The sequence below is a fragment of the Aerococcus sp. UBA6277 genome (assembly GCF_002440555.1).
In the GTDB taxonomy this organism is placed as follows: Bacteria; Bacillota; Bacilli; order Lactobacillales; family Aerococcaceae; genus Aerococcus.
The window spans coordinates 122,503-147,633 of sequence record NZ_DJUR01000043.1 but is presented as its reverse complement, the minus strand read 5'-3'; the positions used below and the strand labels follow the sequence as shown (position 1 = coordinate 147,633).

Below are 25,131 nucleotides of genomic sequence, written 5' to 3'. Positions count from 1 at the left end.
AACATTATTTCAAATAATCCTTTCAAATTGACCATTTTCAATATATAATAAATATGAATATAAAAGAATTTTGAAAGGTTGGACTATATGAAAATCAAACGTAGCCCGCGACTAGTGGACATGACACAATATTTATTATCACACCCACATAAGCTAGTGTCTTTAACGTTTTTTGTGTCACGTTATGAATCAGCGAAATCATCCATTTCTGAAGATTTGACGATTTTAAAAGAACAATTTGAATTAAGTGGATTTGGGAGAATCGAAACTGTAGCTGGAGCTGCTGGTGGTGTCATCTATATTCCAACAATGTCAAAAGAAGACGCGATTGTTGAAGTTGAAAATCTAATTTACCAATTAGAAGCTGCCGACGACCGGATTCTACCAGGTGGATACTTCTACCTAACTGACTTATTAAGTGATCCAGATCAGTTACGCAAAATAGGTAAAATTATTGCAAGCTATTATGCAGAATCAAAAGCAACAGCTATCATGACAATTGCAACAAAAGGTGTGCCAATTGCACAAATGGTTGCACTATACCTGAACATTCCATTCGTTATTGTGCGTCGTGATTCAAAAGTAACTGAAGGCTCAACAGTCTCTATCAACTACGCAACTAAGGGAACTACCCGTGTAGAGAAAATGGAACTGACGAAATCTTCACTACCTGAAGGCTCACATGTATTAGTAATCGATGACTTCTTAAATGGTGGGGGAACCATCACAGGGATGAACTCAATGCTAAAAGAATTCAACTCAACATGTGCGGGGATTGCTGTATTATGTGAATCAGATACACCAGACCGCGAAATCGACTTTGATTACCAATCATTGATTAAAGTGCAAAAAGGCCCTTCATTTGCCAAAGGATTCGAATTAACACTAGGTACCATGTTTAAAGATTAATGACAATTGCAAGAGACCTGTAAATCATTGTGGAAACAAGGATTATAGGTCTTTTTTCTGGCTATTTTAATAGGAATTAAAAATCCAAATGCCATTGTATTTTGTGAAATATATGTAATATTCTATATTTTAGCTATTTAAAGTGATAGACTATTTTATTATAAAAACTAATATTTCAATGTGGAAAGGTATGTGGAGATGAAAGAACGACAACAGAACTTTGAATTGCTTCGAATTATTGCGATGTTTATGATTGTAGTTTCGCATGTGATCACCCACTACATCATGAAGGTAGAGTTAGAAGTAACGGGCTTGAATAACTTCTTACTAACCTTACTTCGTGCCATCATATATGTATGTGTAAATGTCTATATTATTATCTCAGGCTATTTTTCAATTAATGCTAAACAACTAAAAATTAAAAAAATTATCCATGTAGCCATGCTACCAGGTTTTGTTTCAGCCATTTTAATCACCATACTAATGGTGTTTGGCGCCATCGATTTTAATATTTGGCGGATTTTAGGTAAGTTATTTGCCACATTTAGGGGAGAGTACTGGTTTATATCGAATTACTTTGCCTTGTACCTATTCATTCCTTTCTTAAATAAAATTGTTCATATGATTAGTAAGAAAGAGTATCAACATTTCTTATTCTTATCGACTTTGGTGGGGGTTGTATGGCCATTTTTTGTCAACAATCAGGAAATTATATCAATTAACTCAGGTTTTTCATTAATTTTCTTCGTGTATTTATATTTTGTAGGCGCCTATATCCGCCTACATGGCGCATTTATTAAAGACTTCACCCGTAATCAATATCTAATAGGGTATCTAACATTAACCTTGATTACGGGCTTTTTGCAATATATCTTACCCGAAGTAGACTTTTTAAACTACAACGGGCCCTTTGAATTTATCATGTCCTACTGCATCTTTATGTATATTCGACAAATCAAAGTGAAGTCAGTAAGGATCAATACCATAGCAGCCTATACTTTAAGTGTTTACTTGGTTCATGAGCAATCTGAGGTACGTGAATTTATTTGGAATCTACCAATTATTCATCAGATTATACAGTGGTCGCCAATTACATTTATACCGGCTATTATCTTTGTGGCAGTTATGGTATTCACAGTATCATGGATTATCGGCTATACGCTAACTAACTTATATAACAAAGTTGAGCAGTTTGTGTTTTATTTATTAGAAACTAGAGTGGGCAATCCGACAACTGAATAAATAAAGAAAAATGTGCGTTGGCTAACGACCAACGCACATTTTTTTAGTTTTGTAATATTCTATTATAGATATCGATGTAGTCTTGATGAATATCATCCCATTGGAATTTTTTAGACTCTTTTAAGGCACTTGCGGAAATATCTTGGTAGTATTTTTTGATATAGTCAACTGCCTCCTTAAAGGCATTTACATCAAAACGGTCTACAGAGACACCAACCTTTTTGTTAGGGAAGAAACCGTCAAAACCTTCACCACGGGTATAAATGACTGGTAAGGCTTGGCTCATTGCTTCAACATAAACTAATCCAAAGGTTTCTGGAGAAGATATCAGGGCAAATATATCTGCTGTTCGGTAAAAGGCAATTAATTGATTTTTATCCATTGGCTGGTGGTAATTCACGTATGGTTTTTTTAATAATTCATCAAAAATACCCTGGTCCCAATTAGGACCGATAATATGTAATTCAGCTGGCGCTATATCCCGGTTATAGGCGGCAACATAATCTGCTAAAGTAAGTAGGTTTTTTGCCTTTTGAACTTTTGCGGTCGCAACAATTTTTAATGGCTCGTTTAAAGTCCCTTGGCGATTTTCAAAGGCATGTTCATGCCAGAACTGATCGATACCGTTTGGCAAGACCAAAGTTTTTGCTAGTAATTCTTTTTTGAGCCTTTTGGGAATATATTTTTCAAAGGTATTCTCAAAATTATTTTGTGAGATAAAGATAATTTGACTAGCGTTTTTTAGAATATTTAAACCAATGGGTCTTAACCAAAAAGCTTTTCTGAAGAAGTCAGCAACTTCATTGCTTCTAACGGCTACGACATAGGGTGTACCATATTCTTTATGAATTTGGTAGGCCATATAGCCGTTGGTAAACAGGGAATGTGCGTGAATTAAGTCGTATTCGCCCGTTTTATAGCGACTTTTTAAATCTTGATAGATTTTATTTTGTTTATAGAAATAGAAAAAACGTTCAACCTGGTTAAATGTACGAACAGTCTCTGCATATGGCGCTTTAGAAGCAATCCGTTCTTCAGGATACTGGTTTGAAATAGGGACGTATACATCAATATCATGTCCGTCAGCTACTTGACGATCAAATAGTTGCTGAAACAAGGGTGATGTTGAATAGTAAGAACAAGTATGTAAGATTCTCATGGGTAAAACTCCTCAATTTATGCTATATCTAGTATACCAAAAGGCTATTTAATTTTTTTTTAAATATTGGGAAAGTATAGGTATGATATAATTTATTTCAAAGCATTAACGACAAGTGTTACAATGAAATATGTAAAAAATTAAATATTTCCATACACAGGAGGCAATTTGAATGAAAATTACGGTAGTGGGAGCGGGATATGTAGGATTGGCAAATGCCATTTTACTAGCACAAAACAATGAGGTAGTAGCATTAGAAGTGAACCCTATAATTGTAGACATGTTAAATAATAAACAAGCTCATATTGCTGATAAAGAAATTGAGCAATACTTAGCAACAAAACCTTTAAACTTACGAGCAACTTCTGATAAAGACGATGCTTATAAAGATGCTGATTTTGTTATTGTTGCAACACCAACTAATTACGATGAAACAACAAACTCATTTGATACATCAACAGTTGAAGGTGTAATTGACGATGTCTTAGCACAAGATACTAAAGCGCCAATTATTATTAAATCTACAATTCCAGTTGGCTTTACCCAAGAAATGCGTCAAGCTAAAGGTACAGACCGTATCCTATTCTCACCAGAGTTCTTACGTGAAGGACAAGCCTTATACGATAATTTAAATCCTTCTCGTATTATTGTTGGGGACCACACGGATGAAGCGAAACAATTTGCTAACTTATTAGCTGAAGGCGCTGAAAAACAAGATATCGATATCTTGTTTATGGAACCAACTGAAGCTGAAGCCGTTAAATTATTTGCAAATACATATTTAGCGATGCGTGTATCGTTCTTCAATGAATTAGATACTTATGCACAAATGAAAGGTTTGAATAGCCAATCTATTATTGATGGTATTTCATTAGACCCACGCATTGGTACACACTACAATAACCCTTCATTTGGGTATGGTGGATACTGCTTACCAAAAGATACGAAACAATTACGTGCGAACTTTGAAGGCGTACCAAATAACATTATTTCAGCTATTGTTGAAGCAAATAAAACGCGTAAACACTTTATTGCGGATGCAGTTGCTGAAAGATCACCTGAAACAGTTGGTATTTTCCGTCTAACAATGAAATCATCATCTGACAACTTCCGTGAATCAGCTGTTCTTGATATCATGCGTCAACTTGAAGCGAAGGGTCTAGAAGTCATTGTCTACGAACCAACTTGGAAAGAAGCGACATACGATAACTATCAAGTAGTTGGGGACTTAGCTGACTTTAAAGATAAAGCGGATGTTATTATTACAAATAGAATGACTGATGAATTAGCTGATGTTCCGAACAAAGTATTTACACGGGACGTTTACCACAACAACTAATTTTTAAATGGATAGATTAAACAATGTATCTAGAGTTTTCTAGATACATTATTTTTTATCCGTTTATACTTTTTAAATGTATAGTATAATAGTTAAGATTCTGAAAATGAGCTTTAATAAAACTCTGAGAGGAGTATCAGATGCAAGAAGCGAAAAATAAAAAACAATTACGCATTTTACATGTGATGAGTGGCTTTGGTGGAGGCATCTCCTCGTTTATTTTAAATAAAGCCAAGCAAATGCCTAAGTATAATGTGACCTTTGATGTGGCCACCTATGATGAATGTAGCGAAGAATTTGAACAAGCTATTCAAGCGACTGGCGGCCGAATTTTCCGTCTGGATAATCCAAAGAAATATGGGTTCAAAGCCTTTAAATCTTCTTTTTCAAAACCATTTGAACAGGAGGTATATGATTTAGTTCACTGTCATATTGAAGGCTATCGTGCAATTCCTTATTACCGTATAGCAAAAAAATATGGCGTTAAGCGGTTCTATATTCATGCCCATCTAGTGAATGATTATAAAATCAAAAATAAGAAAGACCAATTGGTTTATGGTTTTAATCAAAAACTAAACACCCGGATTTCAACTGATATTGTTGGTTGTGGTCGCTTAGCCATTAAATCCGTATTTGGTCCAAAGACCAATTTAGATACTTCTATGGTTATTCCAAATTCTATTGATTTGAAGGAGTATGCGAATCCGGATAATGTCTATGCACAACATAGAGAAGCGGGGCGCAAGCGATATAACTTTGATGAAAATACCCTTGTAATAGGCCATGTTGGGCGTTTAATGCCTGTGAAAAATCACGATAAAACATTTGAAATTGCAAAAGCCATTCAAGAAAATAATCTGAATGCAAAGATTCTAATTATTGGGTCAGGCAACTTAGAAGAAGAATTGAAGGCGAAAGCAGCAGACTTGGATATTCTAGATACCGTTATTTTTACTGGTAGAATTAGTCCAATTTCTGAATTCTATCCAGCTTTAGATGTTTTACTGCTACCGTCCTTTACTGAAGGCTTGCCAACAACTGTTGTGGAAGTGCAAGGTGCAGGTGTGCCAACTGTTATGTCAGATACGATTACTCCTGAAGTTGACTTAGACTTGGGGATGGTTGCTACTTGTAGCTTAGACGATGATGGACAGGTATGGCTTGAGTCATTACAACAAATGGCTAATATATCAGTTCCATCAGTAGATAAACGTTTAGCTGCTTTGGAGAATAATTATTTTTCAAATGAGGCATCAGCGAAACTGTATGTAGATTTCTTTGTGGAGAAAATTGATGACTTTAAACTTTAAAATTCATTATCGTGCTTTAAATAGTAAGGAGGCGATTAAACCTTGCTAGCATATCTTATTATTTTGGTGTCTAGTGTTTTCCTTGGATCCAATTTAATTGCCGTTACTTTACCAGTAGGTCAGATTTCAATATATCGGATATTTTCGCTATTAGTGATTCCGATGGTCATCTTTTTCTTAGTTAAAGATAGAAAATCCTTTAAAATCCACCGTAATTCCTATGCTACCGGAATGGTAGCTGTTTATCTACTTTGGTGGGTGTGGGCCTTATGCTCGGTCCTTTGGGCGATGAGCCTAGGGTCTTGGCTTCAAGCGATGGTCTTGTTGACTTTAGGGATATCCAGTATCGTTGGTATCTTTTTATGGACTAGAGATTATGTCCAATGGCGGACTTTAATTAAAGCGGTATGGGTCATGATGACCTTTTTAAGTATTTGGGGATTATTTGAAATCACCACAAATATTTATTTACTTGCCGATCTGGGTAAATTGGACAAATATTCGACCTTCGTGACGCAACCGTGGACGAGGATACCAATCACTTATCTTGCCAACCAAAATGACTATGCAACAATATTATTAGCGACATTACCAATTAACTTAATTCTTATGAATACAACGAAGGATAGTTTGAAGAAATTATTAACGCTTTTATGTATGCTTTTATCAACGTTTTTAATTTTCCAATCCGGCTCACGGATGAGTTTACTAATGGCACTGGCCTTTTACGGTATATATGTCTTGTTAGGCGTTCGTTGGGATTTCACAAGAAAGCAAGTGTTAACTACCGGAAGTATTGTCTTAACACTAGCTATACTAGCTTTTGCTTTCGTCCCGCCAATTAGAGGGATGGTTACTGACTTAATTTATATTTTACCTAGACCGGTAATTTCTGGAGATGTGGCTAGGATGAATATGTGGCGAAACGGGTTAATGTACTTAGGTAAGACTTTCGGTCTTGGTGTAGGTGCTGGTAATATAGAAGTGTGGATGGAGATATTTGGACCATTACCAACCAATAATATCTTTAATATTCACAATTGGTGGTTAGAAATACTTGTGGGCTATGGCGCCTTCATATTTATCGCCTATGTCTTAGGATACGCCTTAATGATATATCGTCTATTCAATTTGAAAAAATTTGTCAATAGAATGCACCAGAAGGTTATGAATGCATTCATTTCATTTTTACTTGTTTTTATTGGTGCAAGTATTACAAGTGCTAATAATATGTTAATTGAATGGCATTGGGTATTCTTCGGATTAATTATTGCCTACATTGGTATTATGGAAGCACAAGTTTTTGGAAAGAAAAAGAGGGTAGAATAAATGAGTTTATTAACAATAATTGCTGAACTATGGCGATTTTTCATCAATAACATCATCAAAATTATAATCGGCGCAATCATTGTCATGGGATTGACCTTAGGCGCACGGATGCTTTTAACCAATTACATTGAAAACTCTGCAATTGGTGAAGCCACTTCTGAAACATCTGCGAATGCAGAGTTAACACCAGAAGAAATCGAAGCATCATATAACTATTTAGCGACGGTGTATGAGCAAGAGCCAGCAGAATTCTCTTTTGTGGCCATCAATCCAGAAGGGTTAATTTTAGGTAATTCCTTCATTTTAGATGAGTTCTTGTCTCGTCCAGATATTTTGGCTGAGTTAGAAGAGATTTCTGGCGTCGATATTGCCGCTACGCTAGAAGCTCAAGAAAATGTTGGACTAGAAAAATCACGCGACTTCCGCGGAGGACTTGCAGCCGTTCGAAATACCTCTACGGATGAAATCACTATGCGTGTCTTAGTGGGGAAAACTGCAGAAGAAAACTTAGCTGTAGCAGAAGCTATCTATCAATATATTATTGATGGCAATGTACCAATTTATGAAAATTATGACATTATTTTCTTATCTACACCAGATATAGGTGAAGATTTAATTGTTGAAGAGAATATTATGATTCCAACGCCTGAGACATTATCAGGACTTCAACCACAAGAAACTGGTGGCTCATTAGTCATCTATGCTGTTTTAGGTGGCATCCTAGGTGTGATTTTATCAACAGTCGTATTATTTGTCTTACATTTCTTTAGTAAGAAAATTACCTATGCTTATGATTACACTTGGGATTTTGATGACTACCAATGGTTAGTAGACAGCAAAAAGGTTAATACAGAAAACTTAAATAACTGGTTAATGATTCCAGCTGATAAAAGTAGAATTGCCTTAGCGCAAACGACAGATAATGAAATTGTCCAAGCTTTCTCAAACGCACAGCTACCAGTTAGCAACCAATTAAATGTTGAAGATCAAGCACCTGAAGAAGTGATTATCTTTATTGAATCAGGCACTACTGATAAAGAATGGTATCAAAATCAATTTGAATTGAGTAAGCTGTATGAATCAAGAGTGAAGATTATTCACTTGAAATAGGAGGCAAAGCAGATGACTTTCCAATCCAATTTAATTTCAATAGTAACACCGGTCTATAACGCTGAACGATTCATTGGTGAAACGATTAAAGGTGTTCAAGCCCAAGAGTATGCTAATTGGGAGATGTTACTAGTGAATGATCAATCGACAGATAACAGCCTGGAAATTATCGAACAGTTTGCAACAGAAGATAGCCGTATTAAAGTGATTAATTTAGCCGAAAATAGTGGTGCCGCTGTAGCTCGAAACACTGGTATTAAAGCGGCCCAAGGTCAATATATTGCCTTCGTCGATTCAGATGATGTGTGGGATGAAGATAAATTAATCAGACAAATCACATTCATGAAAAAAGGTGACATCGCCTTTTCTTACACGGACTTCCGTCTTGTTGATGAAACGGGTCAAGTGCTGAAAGAAAAAGCCAATGTACCCATTTCCTTAGACTATACTGGTTTATTGAAAAATACGGCTATTGCTTGTTCAACAGTGATGATTGATCGAAATATCATTGGTGATTTCCGGATGCCTCTTGTACGAAAAGGTCAAGATACTGCAACTTGGCTGCAGATCATGCGTGAAACGGGCATTTCAGCCTTTGGTATTACTCAACCTTTAAATTCTTATCGACAAGTTGTAGGTTCAATTTCTAGTGATAGAGTAGGTGCCTTAAAACGTACTTGGAATACCTATTACAATTTAGAAAAATTACCACTACCAAAAGCAAGTTACTATTTCGCTTCCTATGTTGTCAATGCGATATTAAGAAGATTATAATGATGAATGTAAGTGGCCTGGTCACTTACATTATCTGGTCTCGTAGCTCAGGGGATAGAGCACTCGTTTCCTAAACGAGGTGTCGGAAGTTCGAATCTTCTCGGGACCGTTAACAAAATTAAAGCAGAAATATTGTGAGGATAAAAATGAAGACTTTAAAGAACATTTTAAGCGTTGCAATGTCTAATATTGTCGGTTTCGGAACTAGCTTTATCGTTGGTTTCATCTTGCCGGGGATCTTGACTGTCGCGCAATACGGGTCTTATAGGCAATATACCTTGTACCTGAGTTTTACCTACCTTTTCCATTTAGGATTTGCGGATGGAATTTATATTAAGTATGGTGGTAAGGAATTAAATGACTTAGATCAAAATGTTATCAGAGATGAACATAATTTTGCCAACTTTTTCCAATTTATTATGTTTGTAGGGATGTTTCTGATTTCTTTAATCACAAAAGATCCGGTACTGATTCTATTTTCTATCGTTACTTTCTTTTCTAATGTGACAACGTATCAATCAAATTTTTTACAAGCAGTTGGTCAATTTAAAACATTTACCGTAGCATCAATGTTCCGGTCAGTATCTTATATCGCACTGTTGTTGATTGGAATTTTTATTTTTAAATCGGAAGACTACGTATTCTATATCATATTAAATGTATTGTCTTATGTATTAATGTACATCTATTATGAATTCCGATTTGTTAAGCAATTAGGTTTTAATCCCGCCTTCACTGTCAAAGATAAATTTGAAATTTTTAGAGTTGGATTCTTAATTTTATTAGCCAATATGTCATTGACATTCGTTGGTAATATTGGTTCTTGGATTGCAAACTGGGGATTCCCAATTGAAGAATTCGCCCAATATTCTTTCCAAAACTCAGTGTTAAATGTCATTATCCTAATTGTGAATGCTGTCGCTTTAGTATTCTACAATTTAATTTCAAAAACAGACTCTCCTCGAGTAGCCAATATCATTAAACAATTGACATTGTTACTTGGTATTTTTGGTGGATTAGGATTCTTTGTATTTAAGTGGATTATCGAATTCTTCCTTCCAAACTATGTGGCATCAATCGAGTTATTATCCATTACCTTTGTATCGATTCCATATATTATGATTTCAAAAATCGTTGTGGCCAATCTATACAAGGCTAAACGAAGTGAACGAAAATATATCCGCGACTCAATTTTGTATGCGGTATTGGCCTTTGCTTTTGTAGGAATCATATTCTTTATCACTAAATCATTATCAGGTATCGCATGGGCTACTACCTTATGTTATTTCTTGTGGTACCTATATGCTTCACGGCGTGAATTTAAGGCTATGAAGGGCGATGCCAACGAGTGGTTATTGATTATTAGTCACGTTCTCGTATTCTACTTTACTGCGAATACACTAAATACTTATCTTGGATTCTTTGTTTACGCTGCTTTCTTAGTTATTATCTTAGTAATGAAGCGGGTAGAATTACAAGACATCTTCCAACAAATTGTAAAGATGGAAGATTAGAAAAGATGTTTTCGTAGTTTATTTTTGGGGGAGAAAAAGAATATATGAAAATAAAAAAAATAAATAAGCAGATAATTTTTAAAGAATTTTTTGTGATTTTATTATTGATAAGTGCATCAATTTTGATGCATTTTTTCTTTATTAACAATCAATGGCACAATAATTTATTGATGGCTGGACCGAGTGATCAGACGCAACAAATGTTAGTTTTCAAAGATTTCTTATATAAAGAATTTACTAAAGGTAATTTTTTCTACAGTTTTAACTACAGTGGAGGCGGAAACTTTCTGACCAAATTAAGTTATTATTATACAACGTCTATATTTTATTATATGACGGTATTGGTAACTTGGATATTGGAAAAATGTCAGATAATCAGCACTCCAGATATTGTATACTGGGGAGAAATCTCCTTATACCTTTCGGTTATCAAATCTAGCTTAATTGCATATTTCGCAAGTATAGTTATTTCGAAATTTAAAGTACGCAGATCCGTGTCTATCTTTGCAGCTACATTCTATGCATTTGCTCCTATTTATTTCAGACATGCTGTTCTCTGGGATTTTTTTACAGATGCCATGTTATGGTTACCGATTATCTTGTTAGGAGTAGAATGGATTTTTGAAGGCAAAAAGGGTTGGTTATTTAGTTTAGGTGTAGCTTTGACCTTATTTAATAACGGATACTTTGCCTTTGCAAATTTATTGTTATGTGGTTGCTATGCAATTATGCGATTGTTCATACCATTAAATAAAGATGAAATAGCCTGGGATAAGAAATTAAAGAAAATAATAATATATGGGATGCTTGGAGTAGGTATTTCATCTATAGGTTTTATAGTATTTGTTAAAGGATTTCTCGATAACAGTAGAAGTAGTGTAGATGTAATCGCACCACTTTGGGATAAAGAGAATTTTTCATTTGAAAGGATATTAATTTCAGACCCCATACAAGTTGTTTCTTTTATATATTTACTCGTAATTTTTAATGTTAAAAATTATCGATCAAAAATATTTCAATTTTTTAGTTGTTTCACGACAATATTAATTATCATTCGTTATAGCCCTAAAGTGGCTAGTATTTTCAACGGATTAAGTGCACCTCAATATCGGTGGCACTACATAACGTATTTATTTATTGCTATTACAATTGGCCTAGGTATTGAACAAATATTGAAACATAAATCTCTAAAATCAAGTATCTTCGCTTCTGGGCTTACACTATTGATTTATTACAGTACTTTAAAATCTATGGATAATAGTTATGACATTAATAAAAAATATTTTATGGTACTTATAGGTATTGCGATGTTATTCTATGTAATTCTTAGTTATACTAAACAAACTAGGATTCAGTACGGAGCTTTGATGGCGATATTCCTTTTAACAGTACCATTCATTAATCAATTTAATACGCGGTTATTTGAGCAGTATAGTCTGAAAACTGTTTCAAAAGACTATCTATATGATACTTTTGAAAATCCAAACACGAATATATCACAAGCTATTAACTTTATTGAGAACGATGCTAATGGTTTTTATCGTATAGAATATGTAGGCATGGCTAATTTGGGCATAGCATATGAGCAAAGTACCTTTAATAATTACTCAAGCTTTCAAAATAAATATGAACAGGATTTCATAGATTTTTTTGGTTTAACTAATATTAAGGATAACAGTGTATCAATTGATGGCCTAGGTGCTAGACAGATAACAAATAGTTTATTTCAAATTGATTACGTTATTGCTAAAGACAATGAACAATACATTGTACCTGCTGGATATGAGAAGGTGAAAAGTTTCGGTGAATTATCCGTTTATAAAAATAATTATCCTCTTGCTTTTATACATCCAGTAAAAAATCAATATCAAATAAATAATTATACATCCCTTGACTTCAAGGATTTACAATTAATTGATGGCGTATATACTACTTCTAGTAAAAATCAGCCGCTATCTATAGACCTAGAAAATGACCTAAATTTTAGTATAGAAAAGAATAATTTCTATCACGATAATTATATTTCAAAATCGGATGAAGGTATCGAATTAGTTGCTAACGTCGATGCGAGTCAAAATTATGACGAGCTTATAATTGATTATACGTTAAAAGCTGATACAGATTATTATACTGGTAACTATAACTATTCTATAAATGGTGCAGAACTTCAAATGAGCTCACCAAATGATAAATATGCTCTGCAACAATTTCATCACCAAGTCTCTATCCCATTTAATGACCAAATTTTATTTGATTTTGCTGGTGGTAGCGGCTACGATTTTGAAATCAATCATATTTATGGACTATCATATGATCAGTTGGAAGCAAGAAGTAATGAAGATAAAAAATTAGATTACAATTTGGAACTAGCACAAGATAAATTAGAGATTAACTTTGATAATAGTGATGGTTATACCTATTTAGTATTACCAATATTCTATGAAGACGGTTGGCAATTAGAGATCAATAATGAAAAAATCACAATAGAAAATGTTAACAATGGTATGATAGGATTTAAAATACCAAAAGGCCAATTAAATATCAAAATGAAGTTTGTACAACCATATCTGTACAGTTCAATGTTTATTAGTATTGTATTTGTTATAGTATTAGTTTTAGTAGATACTAATATGATCAAAAAGATGAAAAAAAGGATTGTAAAAAGTTAGGTGGAAAATATGCTTTCAATTATTGTACCGTGTTTTAATGAAGAAGAATCTATTCATCTTTTCTACAAAGAAATGGAAAAGGTAAAGCCATTGATGGATCAAGATATTGAATATATTTTTGTGAATGATGGTTCATCGGATAATTCTTTAAATGAAATGAGAAAGCTAGCCAAGGAGAATGATAAAGTACGTTATATCTCATTTTCAAGAAATTTCGGTAAAGAGGCAGGGATTTATGCAGGTTTAAAACAAGCAAAAGGGGACTTTGTTACCTTAATGGATGTTGACTTACAAGATCCACCTGAATTATTGCCAATAATGCTTGATAAATTATACCAAGATCCCACGCTTGATTGTGTTGGGACAAGAAGAGTAGACCGTGATGGGGAGCCGCCTATCCGTAGCTTCTTCGCTAAACAATTCTATGCACTCATGAATAAAATTAGTGATACTGAATTTGTAGATGGCGCACGTGATTATCGGTTGATGACCAGACAAATGGTGGATGCTATCCTTAAATTGACAGAATACAATCGTTTTTCAAAAGGGTTATTTTCGTGGGTAGGATTCAATACTATCTATCTAGAATTTGAAAATAGAGAAAGAGTCGCTGGTAATACTACTTGGTCGTTCTGGAGCTTGTTTAAATATTCAGTTGAAGGAATTATCAATTTTTCTGAAATACCTTTATCAATTGCTTCATATTCTGGCGCCTTGATGTTTGTCATTTCTATTATTGCAGGATTGATTATAATACTACGTGCTTTAATATTCGGAGATCCAACTGCGGGGTGGCCTTCTCTAGTAGTGATTATCTTGTTTATCGGTGGTATCCAATTACTCTGTCTCGGTATCATTGGTAAATATATCAGCAAAATTTTCTTAGAAACTAAAAATAGACCCATATTTATTATTAAAGAAACCGAAGCAGATTTAAAGAATGAATTGAATGAGGACTAATGATGGCATTTATAGATAAGGTGAAGAAACAGTTATTTAATCAAGAATTTGTTATCTATGTAGTTTTTGGCGTATTAACAACATTAGTCAATATTGTGTCATTCTTTCTGATGAGACAAGTATCAAGTCTTTTTGTTTCTAATACAGTGGCTTGGATTTTATCTATTATATTTGCTTATATTACCAATAAGATTTGGGTGTTTAAAGCAAAAAAATGGTCAGTACGTATTATTCTTAAAGAATTTTCCAGTTTTGTCACTTTCCGCTTATTATCTTTTTTTATCGATATGTTGTTAATGTTTTTATTAACCTATCTAAGTATAGGAGAAGTTTGGGCAAAACTTGTCACACAAATTGTGGTCGTCTTGTTGAATTATATTTTTAGTAAAGTATTTATATTCAAATAAATTATGATGTTCATCACTAAAAAATCGCTACCAATGTACCTAGTTTCCTAGATACTTGGTAGCGATTTTGTTGTTTATATTAATTATTAGCTTCTTCTATGCTTTCTACTTGGCTTTCCAAGGCTTCGATACGGGTTTCCATTTCCTGGATTTGAAGATTGATTTCTTCTGACCTACCGTTTGTTGGCGCCACATCTTCATTCGGGTTCATTACCATAATTAACCAAATTAAAAGAAAAATAATGGCAACAGCAAGGGTGATGTATAACCAGTTTAATTTTGGTGAACCTTTATCTAGGTATTCAAGGGTTTCGTCAACTTTTTTTCGGTCCATATTCTTTAAACGATTATACAGTTCATTCAAGTCGTTTTCGTTATTTTTTTGATTGTGCGACATGGTCAACCTCCTTTAATTTGTGTGTAAAAAGTAATTAATGACTAGATAATTAGAAAGCCCATTCTCCTTGACGGAAGATAGGGAATACATTACCATCTGCGTCGATACCATCGATATCCATTTCAGCTGATCCAATCATGAAGTCAACGTGGACATGGCTACGGTTGATACCAGCTGCTTGTAATTCTTCTTCTGACATTTCAGTTCCGCCTTTAACGGTAGTTGGGTAAGCAGCACCGATTGCCAAGTGGTTTGAAGCATTCTCATCAAATAGAGTATTGTAGAATGTTAGGTTACTTTGAGAAATTGGTGATTGATGTGGCACTAATGCAACTTCACCTAATCCTTGGGCACCATCATTGTTGAAGACTAAATCTTTCATGATTTGCTCACCTTTATCAGCTGTAACGTCTACAATTTTACCGTCTGCAAAGGTTACTTTGATGCCTTCAATCGTAGAACCCGCGTAAGATAGTGGTTTTGTTGAAGTCACATAGCCATCCATCACGTTTGTATCTGGTGCTGTGAAGACTTCTTCAGTTGGCATATTAGCGATAAATGGTGAACCTTCAGGGTTAAAGCTTTGAGCAGATACCCAGATGTGACCTTCAGGTAAACCTAATGTTAGATCTGTACCAGGTGCAGTGTAATGTAATTTTTTGAATTGATTGTCGTTTAATTTTTGTGCTTTTTCGTCTAACAAGTCACGGTGCTTGTTCCAAGCTTCTACTGGATCAGCTTCGTATACACGACTAGCTTTGAAGATAGCATCCCATAATGCATCTGTCGCTGCTTGTTTATCATCAGCTAATTCAGGGAAAACGTGTTTCGCCCAGCCGTAGTCAGCCGCTGCTGCAACTGTCCATTTAACTTGATCGTTCATTGTCGCATTACGGACAACTTTTAATTTCTGACCGCGACTTGTTTGAACGGTATCAATTTTGCTTGGGTCAATACCATTCAATAAATCTGGGTCACCAGAAACGATAGAAAGGCGTGATACTTTTTGATTTAAAATTAAATCTTCTTGGCGGGCTACAGTATAGTCTGCAACTTCAGCTAAATCTTCTGTAGTTTGGTATTCGAAGTCTAAACGATTAGTGTAATCATCTTTCCAAGTAAAGTGTACACGGCGAGCACCGTTTTCATAAGCATGTTTTGCTAAGAAGTGGGCTAGAGGGGCTTGGTCGACAGCAATGTAAATCATTACATTGTCACCTTTTTGTACGTTAATGCCTTTTTCGATTAATAGGTTTGCATATTTGTCTAATAATTGGTCAAAATTTTTCATATCAATTAAATCCTCCTAATACTTATTGTTGTTTTTGATAGGTATTTACACATTGCTGAGCCAGTTGTTCAATTTCAGGAATATCTTCATCTTCTGGATATAATTCAATTTTCACAGCTTCACCAGCTTGAATAGCACCGGCTTGTTTGAATTGTAAGGTAAAATCGTCAACGGATTTACAGAACTCCTCATAATCATACTCACCAGACCCTAATGTTGCGAATATTTTTCCTGTTAGATCTACATCCGCCAATTCTTCATAAAGATCTACAATTTCATCTGGTAAATCCGCTGCAGCACCATAGGTATAGGTGACGACAACACAGATATCTTCTTCTAGAAAATCCGTCGCATATACAGATTGGCATTCTACCATCCGTGCATCTACGCCCAAATTAACTAGGGATTTGGTCATAATATTTGCTATTTCTTCATCGTTTCCTGTTAAAGAAGCAAAGGTAACTAGTGCCTTTGGCAATATGGTTCGCTCCTTTCAATTATAATTTTCATTCCAAACTAAATTATAGCAAAAAAAGCACTCTTTGACGATATAGAGTGCTTTCATTCAATATATAGACGATTGTCTAAGCCAAACGATAGCTATCAATGTTTTCAAATGCTACTTGAGTCTCTTTGGGTAGTTGAGTTTTTAAATAGTTAAAGATAATCTCAAATAATACACGAGCATCGTTAAAACGGTTTTCTCGAATCAAGCGTACTAAGTCACCGAGGTACATCATGAATGGATACATATCCAAAATGAAATCAGTAGGTTCATCTGACCGGTATCTTTCTAAAATTGCCGTCATGACAGTTCGAGAGCATTCTAATGCTTCTTTGACTAAAAAGTCATGGTTACCGAGGTCCAATATTGTTTTCAATAATGCTTCACTAGTAGTTAAAAAATCGTCGAAGTTTTTTTCATCGTAAGCTTTTCTAACCGCGTTCACTTTTTCTTCTAAGAGGGCCTTGTAGTCTTCACCCTTTACTTTTTGTTTAATCATTTGGTCTAACATTCTGTAGCTAATGATTAGTTCATAGCGTAAACGATGGGCAACAAAATCAATTTTGGGTGGGTTCTCGGCTACAAAGAATCCACGATATGGAATCATGTCTACATAACCTTCATCCGCTAGCGTACTTAAAGCAGCACGAATCGGACTACGACTAATATCTAAGTCTTCTGAAATAAATGCTTCAACAATATGGAATCCTGTTTTCCAATTTTCGCTAAGTATTTGATCTTTTATGTGTAAGTAGGCAACTTGTTCTAGTTTCTGTATTTTTCCCATGCCATTCACCTCGCTCAGACCGTTGGTTGATACGTTTTATATTTGCCTATTAAAAATATGCAAAAACGTTTTATTACTAACTTAATCATACCAGTTTAATAGGGTAAAAGCCAAATATTATCACTAAAAGTTATAAAAAATAAAACGGTTACATGATATAATGGATGATTGATTAATTTTATTCCGTTTGATTTTAGGGTATAATGAACGTGAATATAAAGGAAGGACGAGAGTGAATGATAACATTAAAATCTGCCCGTGAAATAGAAGGCATGAAAAAAGCAGGAGCTTTACTAGCTAGTATCCATGAACAATTGCGTCCAATGATGGTTCCTGGTGTAACCACAATGGAAATAGAAGCCTTTTTCGATAAGAAAATTACTGAAGCAGGTGCTATTCAGGAACAAGTAGGCTTTGAAGGTTATGAATATGTAACTTGTATTTCTATTAATGATGAAATCTGTCATGGCTTTCCATTTCCTGATCGCGCTTTAAAAGATGGGGACATTGTCAGTGTAGATACTGTCTTATCTTTAGATGGATACTTTGCCGATTCTTGCTGGACTTATGGTATCGGTCAAGTGGATGAAGAAGGTCAGCGTTTAATGGACGTTACTAAGAAAGCATTAGCAATAGGTATTGAACAGGCACGTGTAGGTAACCGTATTGGTGATATTGGTGCGGCTATTCAATCTTATGTCGAAGGGGAAGGTTTCTCTGTGGTACGTGAGTTTGTGGGTCATGGTATTCAACCAACTATGCATGAGGGTCCATCAGTACCACATTTTGGTGTGGCTGGAAAAGGGCAACGTTTACGTGCCGGCATGACGATAACCATTGAACCAATGGTAAATACTGGTAAATGGCAATCCAAAATGGACGCTAACGGTTGGACTGCCCGCACAATTGACGGCGGACGTTCAGCACAGTATGAGCACACCTTAGCCATCACTGAAGATGGGCCAATTATTTTAACGCAACAAAAAGATTAAGTACCATAACGGAACCATTAAGGGCAGTCTTGCAAACTTAATGGTTTTTTTGGCATAAATAATTATTAAGATTATTTAAATTGAAATGAAGTTAAATTTCATTATGCTATAATGTAAATTGGTATAGATTGCTTAAGTTTCACAAGATAAACCAGATATTTTTAGCAAAGAAAACCCAGCAATTTTCCTAATAATTCTCCAGAGGAGCGCTTATGACAAAGCAAGATAATCAAAACAATCAAGCCCCTAGTCGCCGCAATAATAAAAAAGCGAATTCATTCAGTTTAAAGACCCTTACATCCTCAAAATGGATACCCAAAGAAAAGAAAACCTATTGGATTTTAGGTGCTGCAGCTGTGGTAGTCGTTATATGTGCGAGTGCATTTAAAGTATATGCTGATATTTCTGGATTCGGTTCTGATATTTATGAGGATGTGAATTCAGCGCAACTTCGTGATGCAGATGCCCAATTAAAATATGGCGAACCGATTACGATTTTACTAACAGGTCTTGATAGCGGAGCGCTTTATTACGAGGATGTTGAGGAGACGCGGACGGATGTAATGATGGTCTTCACCATTAATCCAAAGACTAACGAATCAACTGTCGTATCTATTCCAAGAGATGCCTTAGGGGTCCAAAGTGATACGGATGAATTTGATAAATTAAACCATGCTTATATGAATTATAATGGGATTGAAGGGACAATCAACTCCCTACAACGCTATTTAGATATACCAATTGACTATTATGTGAATGTCAATATGCAAGGGTTTATGGACGTAATTGATGCCTTGGGAGGCGTCGATATTACGCCAACCTTAACTTTTACACAGAATGATGTAGAGTTTACAGAAGGTGAAACACGTACGCTATCTGGTTTAGAAGCCATGCAATACGTCCGAATGCGTAAATCGGATCCTGAAGGTGATATTGGCCGTGAAAAACGACAACAACAACTAATCGAAGCGGTTGTAGATAAGGTCATTTCACTTGGTACCATAACCAATTACAATGACATCTTAGATGCCGTAGGTGATGATATTAAAACAAATATTACAGTGGATAATATGTTTGCCTTACAAGCCAATTACCTGCCAGCTATGGATAATTTAAATAAATTAGTCTTTGATGACTATGTTGACCTAAACCTTGATTTTGGTTACTACATGCTAATTCCAGAGCTAGAACGTTTAGAAAATGTATCCACCATGCAAGACAACATCGATTATGAAGGAACTAATTCTGCCATCGTTTATCCTGTAGAGTATGGGGTTGCATCAACCTACTTCCCAGTGTCTGACTTGAATTGGGACGGCGTCTTAACAGATGACGAGATGGCCATTCAACCAGGGGTATATTCAAGAGAAGACTTGAATGAACTGGTCAAATATATCTTTGGTTATTCAATTAATGACTACTTAGAATCAACAGGGAACACAGACTTGATCGATGAAAATGAAGATCAAACGATTCCAACCACCTTAGATGATGAATTGCTAGAACACATTACCGCTGGCTTTGACCCAAGTGGCACTGTGACTGAGGATATAAGTAGTGAGTTAGATACATACAGTGACACAACTATGGAAGAAGACACGGGAACATATTACGATTCATCTACTTATTCAGAAACATCAGATTATACAGATACTTATAGCGACACTTATAGTGATGAAGCGCCGGCGACATCAGAATCAACGAGTGTACCTGAAGAAAGCGTGCCGGAGATAGGTCAAGAAGTACCTGCCACTTCAGAAGCGCCGAGTACATCTGAAGAACCTGTGACCGAACCGCCTGTTGAAGAAAGTACCATTACTGAATAAATCATAGAATACTAATGAGCATAAAATTTGTAAATGTTTTTATATCTATCTTTGAGGAGGAGGGATTATATGGCAAATAGAGAAAGTCGCCATCGTAGAAGTCAAGGGGAAGCGTATCATGAGGAGCGTCCTCGTAAGAAACGCCGTGGATTATTGGGTTGTTTTGGTTGGGTTTTGTTAGCTTTTTTAATTATTGGTGGTGGGATTCTTGCATATTCATACTACCGAATTGACCAAACAGGAGACGCGATTTACCAACCAGCGGACGCTGATGGTGCGGAACCGGTAGAAGAAGTCCGTGATAAAGAAGTGACTGTTTCGGATAAAGAGCCAATTTCTATTTTACTTATGGGAATGGACTCAGGGGGGACAAGAACGACTGGTGAACAAAATACTGACGTCATGATTCTTGTGACCATTAACCCGAATACACAAACTGCTAAGATGGTATCCATTCCACGTGATACTTACATTTCAAGTATTGATTTCAAGATTAACGGTGCTTATGCCATGGCCGGTGGGGCGTCTGGTTCAATCAATGCAGTCCAAAACCTATTGAACGTACCGGTTGACTACTATGCCTTAGTCAATATGACTGGTATGATGAACATCATCGATGCAATTGGTGGGGTATCCTTATACAACGACTTCACTTTCTCTCAAGATGAATATACCTTCCCAGAAGGGCAAATTACCTTGGAAACTGGTGCTGAAGCTTTAGCTTATGTCCGTAACCGTTACGATGACCCAGATGGGGATTATGGTCGTGCTGACCGTCAACGTCAAGTCCTATTAGCTATCTTAGATAAGTACTCTGATGTGTCTAATATTGGTAGTCTAGGTAGCTTGTTCGACACAGTACAAGCCAATGTGACAACTGACTTAACTGTTTCAGATATGACCCAATTAGCCTGGAACTACCGAGTGGATTCTGAAAATGTTGAATCTACTACCTTAGTGGGGACTGGCGATATGTCGACAGGTATTTACTACAATATCTTATCTGAATCACAAATTTCAGAAACCTCTGCAGAACTTAGAGAACATTTAGAATTAGAATAGTTGAATAACTGTAAAATGGGAGTCGTATGTAGTGCACGGCTTCTTTTTTTTCGGAAAAATTCTGCCTTGCGGGCATTAATAACGTATAATATAGGTAAGAGTGATATATGAGGAGGAATTTTAAATGATTGGTGTAATTGGTAGTATTTCGACAGATTTCGTTGTAACGACAAATCGCGTACCAAAGCAGGGAGAAACTGTATACGGGCAAGCTTTTGAAACAACTTTTGGTGGAAAAGGAGCTAACCAAGCGGTAGCAGCTGCTAGACTAGGTGGTCAAGTTCAAATGTTTGGTTGCGTTGGTGGCGACCAATTTGGACTAGAAACGAAGGCGAATCTAGCAAGAAACGGTGTGGATGTGACAGCTGTTAAAACCATTGCAGATACCACTACAGGTTCTGCCCATATCACGGTTTTTGAAGGGGACAATGCCATCGTTTATGTACCTGGTGCCAACCAAGAAGTGACAGTTGATTATTTGAAATCAGTGGAAGCGGACTTGTTAGCATGTACATATTTCGTTATTCAAAATGAAATTCCCATGCCATCTATTCAATATTTGATTGAGCTAGCAGATGCGCATGATATTAAAGTAACTTATGATCCAGCGCCTTTTATTGAAATTGACAAGGGCTATTTAGAAAAAGTGGAATATTTATTGCCAAATGAAACAGAAGCTCAAGAAATGTTTGGTGATCAAGATGTTGATGCTTTATTGGGCAAATATCCAGCGCAATTATTGATTACCATGGGTGGTGAGGGTATTCGTTACCATGATGGGGAAGCAGCTGTCCATGTGCCAGCGATTAAAGGTGAGGTAGTGGATACAACAGGTGCTGGCGATACCTTCTCAGGTGCTTTTACCGTTGCCTTATCTAAAGGGAATAGTTTAGCTGACGCCATTCAATTTGCCTCAATTGCAGGTTCTTTATCAGTACAAAAATTTGGTGCCCAAGGTGGTATGCCAACGCTTGATGCCTTAAAAGCACACGAAACATTTAATGATAACTGGAAAGTATAAGCGTATCTTTTTTGTAAGAGGGAGACTAGTGATAAGCTAGTTTCTTTTTTTTTGAATAAAAATACTATGAGATATAAAGTTCGTCTTTCGATAAAAATTATGCGAGGGCAAATTTGCTTGTTTTGAATTTAGTAATGTTCAGGTGGGGTATCCGGTTTAATGTTCGTTAATAAACAGAAAAGATAGTTGATTTATGCCTTGTTTTAGATAAAATTTGACGAATTACTGAAAAAACGAATAAATTAAACTTGCAATTCAGAAAGTAAGTGTGTAGAATACGAATTGGTGTTTACGGACACCTTTTGTTGTTGAAGATATTGATAGAGAGAAAGGCGAGTTGAATTCGTGGAAACTTTTGATTATGAACAAGTCCAATTAATACCTGCTAAATGTGTGATTACAAGCCGTAGCCAGGCAGACACTTCAATTGAATTTGGAGGTCGTGAATTTAAAATACCCGTTGTGCCAGCAAACATGCAAACGGTATTAAATGAAGCGTTAGCTGAAGAATTGGCCCGCAAAGGTTACTTCTATATTATGCACCGTTTTGAACCAGAAAAACGTATGCCATTTATCAAGCATATGAATGCTGAAGGTTTATTTGCGTCCATTTCTGTAGGTGTAAAACCAGAAGAATATACTTTCATCGATGAAATCAAAGCAAGTGGTGAACGCGTAGATTACATTACTATTGATATCGCTCACGGTCATTCTGAGACTGTTATCGATATGATTAAATACATTAAAGAACAAATTCCAGAAACATTTGTAATTGCTGGTAACGTGGCAACACCTGAAGCAGTGCGTGATTTAGAAAACGCCGGTGCTGACGCGACTAAAGTAGGGGTTGGACCTGGTCGTGTATGTATCACTAAAATCAAAACTGGTTTTGGTACTGCTGGTTGGCAATTACAAGCGATTAAATTATGTGCGAAAGCAGCACGTAAACCAATTATCGCTGATGGTGGTATCCGTACAAACGGTGATATCGCCAAATCTGTAAGATTCGGTGCATCTATGGTAATGATTGGTTCACTACTAGCTGCCCACGTTGAATCACCAGGTGAAACTGTAGAAGAAGATGGTGTCACTTACAAAGAATATTTTGGTTCAGCATCTCAATTCCAAAAAGGCATCTACAAAAACGTTGAAGGTAAGAAAATGTTGATCGAAAGCCGTGGTAGCTTATGGCATACAATGCGTGAAATGGAAGAAGATTTACAATCAAGTATTTCATATGCAGGTGGTCGTGACCTAGGTGCTTTACGTACAGTTGACTACATGATCGTACCAACTATTTACAACGGTGACTAATTTTAAGCCCGATGTTATAACCATCGTTAATCAAAAAATTAAAGGTCTGTGGTGCAAAACCGCAGGCCTTTTCTCGACGAAAAAATTTGTTTAAATTGGCTTGTCAGCCATGAAAGTGCTGGCCCTTTTGCACAGAAAAAATGGAAATATGGTATGATAAAAGGCAGATATTTTGTGAGAGGGAGGTGTTGTTGTTGGCTGGTAGAAATCAAAATGGTCCTAAGGATAAGCGGTTATTTGCCATGCTGGTTCTAGCGGGATTAATCCTATTTCTATGGGTTGGTAACCGGATGGCGGAAGAGCGGTTGGCTGAGCCAGTTGAGGTGGCCAAAGAGGTATCCCGGACGTCGTCGATTTACCAGGAGATTTTGGAGGACCACCAATTAGCGTCTGAGTCGTCGCGGGTGCGTCAGGCTGAGGAAGGGAATAAGAACGACCAAGCATCTTCTTCTATAGAAGATAGTAGTGGGAATGGGGCAAGTTCTTCATCTGAATCAGAATCAAGTGGTGACTCGACATCAGAAAGCCAACAAGGGGCATCTTCGTTGGAAGAGGCTGAGGATTTAGGTCAGCTCTACCATCAGAACCCGCCTAGTGTGCCGGGCGGGCAGGCTTATGTTGAAGTGAATGACAATGTGCCGATTTTTACGGATGCTGATTTGACGGATGTTGAAGAATCTTGGGAGCGGTATAGCCCTCTGGATGATTTGGGTCGGGTGTCTGAAGCCAATGCCTTGTTAGGGGCGGACTTGATGCCGGCTGAATCAGAACAACGAGAAGCTTTGACCGCAATCACACCAACTGGTTGGCAACAAAATCGGTATGATATTGTATCGGCTGGCTGGTTGTATAACCGAAGTCATTTAATTGGTTTTCAGTTGACTGGTCAGCAGGATAATTTGCTGAACTTGATGACCGGGACCCGGTATTTCAATGTGGAAGGTATGCTACCTTTTGAAAACTATGTGGCTGCCTACGTGGAAGATAGTGAAAATCATGTCCGCTACCGGATTACGCCTTTATTCATGGGGGATGAACTACTGGCGCGCGGTATTTTCATGGAGGCTTATTCCATTGAGGATGATGGTGAATTGCAATTCCATGTCTATATCCCAAATAATCAACCAGGGATTGAGATTTATTATAGCGATGGGTCCAATCGATTAGCAGTTTAAAATAAAGAGTCTGACTTGATTTAAGAAGGATTGCAATCA

General features: G+C 36.2%; 22 protein-coding genes and 1 tRNA gene. 18 read left to right on the top strand and 5 right to left on the bottom strand.

All coding sequences use genetic code 11. The annotated features are described in order from the left end of the window. Positions 1-87: 87 nt before the first annotated feature. Together purR and B2V22_RS08130 are read left to right on the top strand one after the other, a co-directional pair. Positions 88-909 carry a pur operon repressor gene (gene purR, locus B2V22_RS08135; RefSeq protein ID WP_290491807.1) on the top strand — a complete coding sequence of 274 codons (822 nt, stop codon included), beginning with the start codon at positions 88-90 and terminating at the stop codon, positions 907-909. 198 nt (positions 910-1,107) lie between these two features. Further along, the gene (locus B2V22_RS08130) at positions 1,108-2,151 is read left to right on the top strand and encodes an acyltransferase (RefSeq protein ID WP_290491805.1); all 1,044 of its coding nucleotides are present in this window, start codon (positions 1,108-1,110) and stop codon (positions 2,149-2,151) included. Positions 2,152-2,194: 43 nt separating this feature from the next. Here the strand turns inward: B2V22_RS08130 and B2V22_RS08125 are convergent, their stop codons facing one another. Continuing rightward, positions 2,195-3,310, bottom strand: a complete 1,116-nt coding sequence (locus tag B2V22_RS08125) for a glycosyltransferase family 4 protein (protein WP_290491803.1) — start codon at positions 3,308-3,310, stop codon at positions 2,195-2,197. A 172-nt stretch (positions 3,311-3,482) separates the two neighbouring features. Between B2V22_RS08125 and B2V22_RS08120 the strand changes: the two genes are divergently transcribed. The 10 genes from B2V22_RS08120 to B2V22_RS08075 all read left to right on the top strand — a co-directional run bounded on the left by B2V22_RS08120 (position 3,483) and on the right by B2V22_RS08075 (position 14,722). Next, positions 3,483-4,649, top strand: a complete 1,167-nt coding sequence (locus B2V22_RS08120; RefSeq protein WP_290491801.1) for a nucleotide sugar dehydrogenase — start codon at positions 3,483-3,485, stop codon at positions 4,647-4,649. Positions 4,650-4,789: 140 nt separating this feature from the next. Further along, positions 4,790-5,959: a glycosyltransferase gene (locus B2V22_RS08115; protein ID WP_290491800.1), complete on the top strand. Its 1,170-nt coding sequence runs from the start codon at positions 4,790-4,792 to the stop codon at positions 5,957-5,959. Positions 5,960-6,001: 42 nt separating this feature from the next. Next, positions 6,002-7,288, top strand: a complete 1,287-nt coding sequence (locus B2V22_RS08110; protein ID WP_290491798.1) for an O-antigen ligase family protein — start codon at positions 6,002-6,004, stop codon at positions 7,286-7,288. Then, positions 7,289-8,398 (top strand): hypothetical protein, encoded by a 1,110-nt coding sequence (locus B2V22_RS08105; protein WP_290491796.1) that lies wholly within the window; start codon positions 7,289-7,291, stop codon positions 8,396-8,398. A 12-nt stretch (positions 8,399-8,410) separates the two neighbouring features. Beyond that, positions 8,411-9,172, top strand: coding sequence for a glycosyltransferase family 2 protein (locus tag B2V22_RS08100; RefSeq protein WP_290491795.1), 762 nt, complete (start codon positions 8,411-8,413; stop codon positions 9,170-9,172). 36 nt (positions 9,173-9,208) lie between these two features. After that, positions 9,209-9,281: transfer RNA gene (locus tag B2V22_RS08095), tRNA-Arg, on the top strand. A 37-nt stretch (positions 9,282-9,318) separates the two neighbouring features. Then, positions 9,319-10,686, top strand: coding sequence for a polysaccharide biosynthesis protein (locus B2V22_RS08090; protein ID WP_290491793.1), 1,368 nt, complete (start codon positions 9,319-9,321; stop codon positions 10,684-10,686). A 44-nt stretch (positions 10,687-10,730) separates the two neighbouring features. Continuing rightward, positions 10,731-13,355, top strand: coding sequence for a YfhO family protein (locus tag B2V22_RS08085; RefSeq protein WP_290491791.1), 2,625 nt, complete (start codon positions 10,731-10,733; stop codon positions 13,353-13,355). Positions 13,356-13,364: 9 nt separating this feature from the next. Continuing rightward, positions 13,365-14,315 (top strand): glycosyltransferase family 2 protein, encoded by a 951-nt coding sequence (locus tag B2V22_RS08080; protein WP_290491789.1) that lies wholly within the window; start codon positions 13,365-13,367, stop codon positions 14,313-14,315. A gap of 2 nt (positions 14,316-14,317) precedes the next feature. Continuing rightward, entirely contained in the window at positions 14,318-14,722 is a 405-nt protein-coding gene (locus B2V22_RS08075; protein WP_290491787.1) for a GtrA family protein, read from the top strand. 79 nt (positions 14,723-14,801) lie between these two features. Here B2V22_RS08075 and B2V22_RS08070 read toward each other — a convergent pair whose 3' ends face one another. From B2V22_RS08070 to B2V22_RS08055, 4 genes are all read right to left on the bottom strand, one after another. Further along, positions 14,802-15,119, bottom strand: a complete 318-nt coding sequence (locus tag B2V22_RS08070) for a hypothetical protein (protein ID WP_290491785.1) — start codon at positions 15,117-15,119, stop codon at positions 14,802-14,804. Positions 15,120-15,168: 49 nt separating this feature from the next. Further along, entirely contained in the window at positions 15,169-16,416 is a 1,248-nt protein-coding gene (locus tag B2V22_RS08065) for an aminopeptidase (protein WP_290491935.1), read from the bottom strand. A 16-nt stretch (positions 16,417-16,432) separates the two neighbouring features. Continuing rightward, on the bottom strand, positions 16,433-16,888 hold the full coding sequence (locus tag B2V22_RS08060; protein WP_003143035.1) for a flavodoxin: 456 nt from the start codon (positions 16,886-16,888) through the stop codon (positions 16,433-16,435). A 106-nt stretch (positions 16,889-16,994) separates the two neighbouring features. Continuing rightward, positions 16,995-17,702, bottom strand: coding sequence for a GntR family transcriptional regulator (locus tag B2V22_RS08055; RefSeq protein WP_290491783.1), 708 nt, complete (start codon positions 17,700-17,702; stop codon positions 16,995-16,997). A gap of 236 nt (positions 17,703-17,938) precedes the next feature. Between B2V22_RS08055 and map the strand changes: the two genes are divergently transcribed. The 6 genes from map to B2V22_RS08025 all read left to right on the top strand — a co-directional run bounded on the left by map (position 17,939) and on the right by B2V22_RS08025 (position 25,092). Continuing rightward, positions 17,939-18,694 (top strand): type I methionyl aminopeptidase, encoded by a 756-nt coding sequence (gene map, locus B2V22_RS08050; protein ID WP_290491781.1) that lies wholly within the window; start codon positions 17,939-17,941, stop codon positions 18,692-18,694. A gap of 212 nt (positions 18,695-18,906) precedes the next feature. Then, complete coding sequence (locus tag B2V22_RS08045) at positions 18,907-20,520, top strand: LCP family protein (RefSeq protein ID WP_290491780.1); 1,614 nt, start codon at positions 18,907-18,909, stop codon at positions 20,518-20,520. Positions 20,521-20,589: 69 nt separating this feature from the next. Further along, a complete protein-coding gene (locus B2V22_RS08040) occupies positions 20,590-21,582 on the top strand; it encodes an LCP family protein (protein ID WP_290491778.1) in 993 nt (330 codons plus the stop codon). Positions 21,583-21,706: 124 nt separating this feature from the next. Beyond that, positions 21,707-22,603: a ribokinase gene (gene rbsK, locus B2V22_RS08035; protein ID WP_290491775.1), complete on the top strand. Its 897-nt coding sequence runs from the start codon at positions 21,707-21,709 to the stop codon at positions 22,601-22,603. 345 nt (positions 22,604-22,948) lie between these two features. Further along, positions 22,949-23,917, top strand: a complete 969-nt coding sequence (locus B2V22_RS08030) for a GMP reductase (RefSeq protein ID WP_003143027.1) — start codon at positions 22,949-22,951, stop codon at positions 23,915-23,917. Positions 23,918-24,102: 185 nt separating this feature from the next. Then, on the top strand, positions 24,103-25,092 hold the full coding sequence (locus B2V22_RS08025) for a DNA/RNA non-specific endonuclease (protein ID WP_290491773.1): 990 nt from the start codon (positions 24,103-24,105) through the stop codon (positions 25,090-25,092). The last annotated feature ends 39 nt before the right edge of the window (positions 25,093-25,131 follow it).

Bases quoted from the DNA above. Each gene is read 5' to 3' on its own strand.
- purR (WP_290491807.1), top strand. From the start codon at position 88: ATGAAAATCAAACGTAGCCCGCGACTAGTGGACATGACACAATATTTA.
- B2V22_RS08130 (WP_290491805.1), top strand. From the start codon at position 1,108: ATGAAAGAACGACAACAGAACTTTGAATTGCTTCGAATTATTGCGATG.
- B2V22_RS08125 (WP_290491803.1), bottom strand. From the start codon at position 3,310: ATGAGAATCTTACATACTTGTTCTTACTATTCAACATCACCCTTGTTT.
- B2V22_RS08120 (WP_290491801.1), top strand. From the start codon at position 3,483: ATGAAAATTACGGTAGTGGGAGCGGGATATGTAGGATTGGCAAATGCC.
- B2V22_RS08115 (WP_290491800.1), top strand. From the start codon at position 4,790: ATGCAAGAAGCGAAAAATAAAAAACAATTACGCATTTTACATGTGATG.
- B2V22_RS08105 (WP_290491796.1), top strand. From the start codon at position 7,289: ATGAGTTTATTAACAATAATTGCTGAACTATGGCGATTTTTCATCAAT.
- B2V22_RS08100 (WP_290491795.1), top strand. From the start codon at position 8,411: ATGACTTTCCAATCCAATTTAATTTCAATAGTAACACCGGTCTATAAC.
- B2V22_RS08090 (WP_290491793.1), top strand. From the start codon at position 9,319: ATGAAGACTTTAAAGAACATTTTAAGCGTTGCAATGTCTAATATTGTC.
- B2V22_RS08085 (WP_290491791.1), top strand. From the start codon at position 10,731: ATGAAAATAAAAAAAATAAATAAGCAGATAATTTTTAAAGAATTTTTT.
- B2V22_RS08080 (WP_290491789.1), top strand. From the start codon at position 13,365: ATGCTTTCAATTATTGTACCGTGTTTTAATGAAGAAGAATCTATTCAT.
- B2V22_RS08075 (WP_290491787.1), top strand. From the start codon at position 14,318: ATGGCATTTATAGATAAGGTGAAGAAACAGTTATTTAATCAAGAATTT.
- B2V22_RS08070 (WP_290491785.1), bottom strand. From the start codon at position 15,119: ATGTCGCACAATCAAAAAAATAACGAAAACGACTTGAATGAACTGTAT.
- B2V22_RS08055 (WP_290491783.1), bottom strand. From the start codon at position 17,702: ATGGGAAAAATACAGAAACTAGAACAAGTTGCCTACTTACACATAAAA.
- map (WP_290491781.1), top strand. From the start codon at position 17,939: ATGATAACATTAAAATCTGCCCGTGAAATAGAAGGCATGAAAAAAGCA.
- B2V22_RS08045 (WP_290491780.1), top strand. From the start codon at position 18,907: ATGACAAAGCAAGATAATCAAAACAATCAAGCCCCTAGTCGCCGCAAT.
- B2V22_RS08040 (WP_290491778.1), top strand. From the start codon at position 20,590: ATGGCAAATAGAGAAAGTCGCCATCGTAGAAGTCAAGGGGAAGCGTAT.
- rbsK (WP_290491775.1), top strand. From the start codon at position 21,707: ATGATTGGTGTAATTGGTAGTATTTCGACAGATTTCGTTGTAACGACA.